Genomic DNA, 5,181 nt, shown 5'->3' with positions numbered 1-5,181 from the left:
CTGTTTAAGCTATTAAAGACTTTTAAGATAATGATAATCAAAAACAGGGGGAGGAGGCGAGCGTCGCTCGCCTCCTCCCCCTTCCCTCCATACGATTATCATTCTTATTAAGGGTGTTTTGAGTATTTTAACTGATTGACAAAAAGCGCTTTATCTTAACCTTTCACCGATGCCCGCCGTAGGCAGCGGAATTCAATACAAGTCTACACATCTCCCGCCAGCAGCAACCAGAGTGGTACAGAACTACTCTTCGCTAGGGGGATTTGTTGCCAGTGCGCTGTAGGAAGCGGGTGCTTTTATATGTTCAGTGGGGAGTATGTGGCGGTGGAGAGTGGGGATAGAGGAAAGCTATAGCTAAAAAGATATTATTAACCCTGTTTTGTCAATCTGGGAGAAGCTAATCCCTGTAAGGCTTTTGTAGCTTTAGTTTTCAGGTTTTGGCTATAAATTTTAGTTACTGTTAGAAAATAAAGGTTCAAACTTTGGCTCAATCAAAGTTTCAGACTCTTGCTTCGATTACTGTTTTCCGAGAGTGACACAATAGGGTTAAAGTAGTGAGTCAATTCAATCTTTTTCAATCACGTTTAAACTCCATTTGGGCGAAGTAGTCTTGCAGCAGTTTGTGAATAAAGCGATAGCGGCCACCGACACGCTGGAGAAATAGGCGCTCGGTGCAGTATTCAAGGAAACGGGCGTAGTTCCAAGGGATGTAGCCGTTGCGGTAGAGAATAAGGCGTAGGGCAAAGTGTTTAATAACAGATGTTCCACTTCTAAATATCCCCATTAATAATCCAAAAAATAACCCAAACATTAAGCTAGAAATTAAAGCTGACTCATCTAAACTATTATTTTCCTGAATTATTTGAATTAAAAAAATTAATATGGTAGAAGGTAAAAAATACAATACTGATAAATTAAATGTATTTTTAACAGATTGCCAAATCCCTTGGTTAGGAATAGTTTTACTTCCTATTGCTAAATTATTAAATTTGCCTAATATCCCAAAAGTTAACTCATTTTTTAAGAGATAATAAAAGCTTTTTCGATTTTCAAGTGCTTCGATTTTATCTCCAATTAACCCATTAATCAGTCCGATAATCAACCCCCAAATTAGCACGATAATCACTCCTGCCATCGTTCCAGAAATCAGTTGATTAATTAGCCCCCAAATCAACCCGATAAGTAGCCATTTCATCATGGTTTTATCAGAAGCTTTATCAGACTTAATTAAACCTGTATTTTCAAGCTTTTCCTCTAGCATCTCACCAAATAAACCATTAATTAGCCCGACAATCAAACCAATAATCATCCCTGCATTAAGCCCCTGAAGCAAGCCTAAAAATCCGAAAATCACCCCTCCAGTCACCCCATCATTAATCTCCCTTCCAAGGACAGTAACCTCTCCAGTTACCCCTAACAGCCCCAAAATTACTCCTAACAGCCCCAAAATCAGCCCATTAATCAGCATTTGTATAACTCCCCAGACAATCAAATTATAAATAATTCTGGGAATTTTACTTTTTAACAAACTAGGCTGCATTTCTTCAATCAAAAATTCTGTTTTCGATTCTTTGAGCATTTGCCCTGCTAGCCAAACGAGCCATATTCGCGTTTTCCTGGCATTAGGAGGTTTGGATTTCAAATATGCCCTACTATTAATATCTTCTGCTAACATACGTCCTATATAAGCATCTAGCAAATACTGATGACGCTCTGCTGTAGAAGTCAAAAGCTGCCATTTCTCAAGAGATATGTCTTGAAATACTAGAATGGTAATACTGAGGAATAAGGGAGTTTTAACTAGCTCTAGTAAGACTAAGTTACCACTGATGATTGAACACAGTTCTCTATATTTAATCCGGCTGAGATAATCACAAATCTGATTACTAGTTAAAGGCTGTAAGTAAATAGCACCATGAAGCTGCAATTGATTAGAGTAACCCCCATCTTCTTCACTCCGACTACAAATAACTAGAAAAAGCGGTCTATTTTCCCCTACTAAAAATTGATTAATTCTCTGAACATAAAGTTTTTGACGTTCTAGCTCAAGTTCATCTAAACCATCAAGTAATAGTAATAATTGGTGATTACCTACCCACTTTTTACCAAGTTCAGTTGAGACACCATATTTAGATTTAAGTTCTGCCAATAACCAATTAGTTATAGATTGTCGGTCATCTTTCCAAGAGGACAAGTTAAATAAAACGGGAACGGGATAATCAGGCTGTTCTTCGGCTCGTTGGATTAATTCTTGAGCGAGTTCTAATTGTGCCGTGGTCTTCCCCGACCCTGGCGCACCTGAAATTAACAGTTTACCTGCAACTTCTTGGGAATCAAAAACTGATAGAATAGTTGCACTATCTGGGAGAGCTTCAGCAGGTTTTAAGCCAATTTTTCTTTCTGCATTCCAAGGTCTTTTTACCTGCTGGGGTTGTGACTCTTTATCTAAATTAATCAGCACAGCATTGTGTAAAGATTGCCTCAATCGGGAAGTCACTTCTGACTTAACTGAGGCTAATAATATCCGTTCATTCTTTGGTCGCTCCGTATTGCCTAATGGTGCTAGGGGCATAACGATTGCTGCTAAATATAGGGGTTTCTGCTTGCTACAATTGAGATTAACGCTTTTACGGGCTGTGACGCAATATTCTGGTTACAGCGAGTAAACAACGCACTATACGAAAATTGCAATTGCTGATGACGGGTGCAAGAGTCAAAGAAGCCTACCCATTAAAAAAAAACTGCCCTGGGGCAAGGAGTCCAGAGCAGCGCTTACAAAAAAATAAATATGGGAGTTTTAAACTATTACCCCCTGTTTTACATATAATTCGTTCGCTATGTAATACTATTCAGTTCAAGTTTTGTACTTTATGCAAAGAGAGCGAAAAACTTTTAAAGCTTCACTATACAAGGATTAGACGCAATCAACCAAGCCCAATGCAACACCCTTGGCTGAATGCGTGTTAACCAATGGTTATCAAAATTTGGTCAAACATAAATGCACCATTACCCCAAGGAGCAATCGTAGGCTGTGGAGGGCGGTTGTGGCAAGGGCACAGAAGAGGCGATCGCTTAACATAGGCGCACTTTCACAAAAATACTCTATCGAGTTATTCACATCGATAGAGTATATAAATTTACTATCATCATCTTTTACCAGATTCAGTTTATACTCTGTAAAATATTTATACCTCTGTATAAGTACTGCAAATCTTACCTACTAGTTCGCTTTCGTCACGAAAGCGGGGTACTGGGTTTGGGGGAAGGTGGGGCCCCTGAAGGGGATAAGGGGCAGGGGGAAAGGTTTTAAATCCCAAAACCAGTCCCCTTTCCCCTTTCCCCAGACCTCACAAGCGCATCTTTGGGTTGGCAGACTACTACAGCGATCTCGCATGAAGCATTACATGAGGGCAATGACTCCAAGACCTCCTCTCATCACTGCCGCTCTATCCTCATATCCGAATGTCACGCTTGAAAACGTGAAACCTCGCGCTTGGCTATCTTGTTGGGGGTAGGGTTGCAGGTTGTGTTTAAGACAATTAAACTTCAGTTGCGTTAAGGCTGGACGTTCGCTCATTTTGACCTTGTGAGTGAAAATTATGTCTTACAGGGCTTAAGTTCAAGCTCATAAATGGATTCAGGGATTTTCATCAATAAAAGAATCTGTTTTTGAAGCTGGTTGATAGGGGTAATGAAGACCGTAGAATCAGGGAGGAAGTAAAGAGTTAGGTGACAAAAAGCTTTAAGCATAAGTTCTGCCGAAGGACGAGGGGTTTTTCGTTTGGGATTGCCATCATAAAGACCTTGCAAAGAATCTTCAGCTTGTTGAAGTGCCTGCCTGACAACAAACTCCATAAGGGTAAAAACGCGCAAAGCAATGTTTAATAAAAACATCAAGCCAGTGATTCGGTCAAGATTGGTGGAAGTAAATCGGTAAAGCAGGCAAAGAACCCCTCTTGAAGCGATGAAAACCGCGTTCAAGAAGCCATTCATCTCGGTAATACATTACCGACTCAGATAAAGTTAGCTGTTCGGTAGGTGCATTAGTTACGTACAATCGCCAACCAGCCAAAGTTTCTGCTTCAACAATTGCACTATCAATTTTCTCAAATTGGAGTTGAAGCCGTGTCGAAGTAACCTGTTGTTGTAAAGTATTCTTCGAGGGTCGTCCTCGTCTTTGATGGCGAGTTTCTGTTAGTGTTTGTTCTGTAATCGTAGTTGATAAAAAATCAGTAACGCGATGGCGTTTGAGGATATTCTCAACCTTATGAGTAAGCACATCTAGCTCGGTTCCTGGTTTATTGGCTAATTTCTCCAAGGCAAGTTGAGCTTGATTGATGCGTTTGTTTTGACTATCAATCGCTCCTAGAGCAAGCTTGTGGGAATAAACTACCGAATAGCGTTCGTGCCAACGAACCCATTTATTTGTTTCTGGATTTAACCAAAACTTACCCAACTCAATCTCAAAACCTTTACCAACAGCAGTTTCGTGTTCTTCTTGTTGGGGTAAACGAATATCGATGATTTCTGTTGATGGTTGTTTTACCCATTGTTTGAGTAATTGGGGGTTTTGTCCGCTCATTGGCAAGGGAACACAGTAAAATCCTCCATTTAATGCGATGTTGGCACGGGTTGAGATCGAACCAGCCTTACAGTCAGCGATGAAGACAAAATGTTTGTGCCCAATTACTTTTCGTATCTTTTGCCAGGTGGGAAAATATAAAGGGTCATCGGCTCCATTGCCTTCAAGAGTGGCGCTGACTAACGGCATTCCCATCGGGTCGAGCGTTGCTAGTAACTGACGATATTGCAATAAGTCTGGGCGTTTATCTTTGGAGTAGCCATGACGCAATAGATTGTCTTCTAAATGACTTGTATTTTCATGATTTACACTGAAGCTTGTTGTGTCTGTGCGTGCAATTTTTGTCGGTAATTCGTATGCTCTAATTATCTGCCTGACTAATTTAATTTCTATTTCCTGTCTCGCAAGTGATTGCTTGCCCATCGGTGAGAGGTTAGAATGATTGCACTTTTGTCAAGAGGGTGCAGGAAAAGGCGATAAATCCATCTTGGAGACTGGCTTTCGGAGATATTTAACTACGCCTAAGTCTTGATTTTCTGGGGCAGCAAAGTACTTGATAGGATCTTCAGCGTTACCTTTATCGTAGGCGACACTAAAAT

At 40.4% G+C, this 5,181-nt stretch carries 1 protein-coding gene and 2 pseudogenes; all 3 read right to left on the bottom strand.

Annotated features, from left to right (window positions below; translation table 11 throughout):
• Window positions 1-574: 574 nt before the first annotated feature.
• A complete protein-coding gene (locus H6G97_RS44965; RefSeq protein WP_190946934.1) occupies window positions 575-2,572 on the bottom strand; it encodes an NACHT domain-containing protein in 1,998 nt (665 codons plus the stop codon).
• 1,025 nt (window positions 2,573-3,597) lie between these two features.
• Window positions 3,598-5,005 (bottom strand): annotated as a pseudogene (locus H6G97_RS44960) (IS1634 family transposase); the annotation flags it as partial.
• Window positions 5,006-5,047: 42 nt separating this feature from the next.
• Window positions 5,048-5,181: pseudogene (locus H6G97_RS54150) on the bottom strand (IS4 family transposase); the annotation flags it as partial.

Source organism: Nostoc flagelliforme FACHB-838 (genome assembly GCF_014698065.1).
Taxonomy (GTDB): domain Bacteria; phylum Cyanobacteriota; class Cyanobacteriia; order Cyanobacteriales; family Nostocaceae; genus Nostoc; species Nostoc flagelliforme_B.
The sequence above is the reverse complement of the archived record's forward strand: the minus strand, read 5'-3'. Positions and strand labels throughout refer to the sequence as shown.

Bases quoted from the DNA above. Each gene is read 5' to 3' on its own strand.
- H6G97_RS44965 (WP_190946934.1), bottom strand. From the start codon at position 2,572: ATGCCCCTAGCACCATTAGGCAATACGGAGCGACCAAAGAATGAACGG.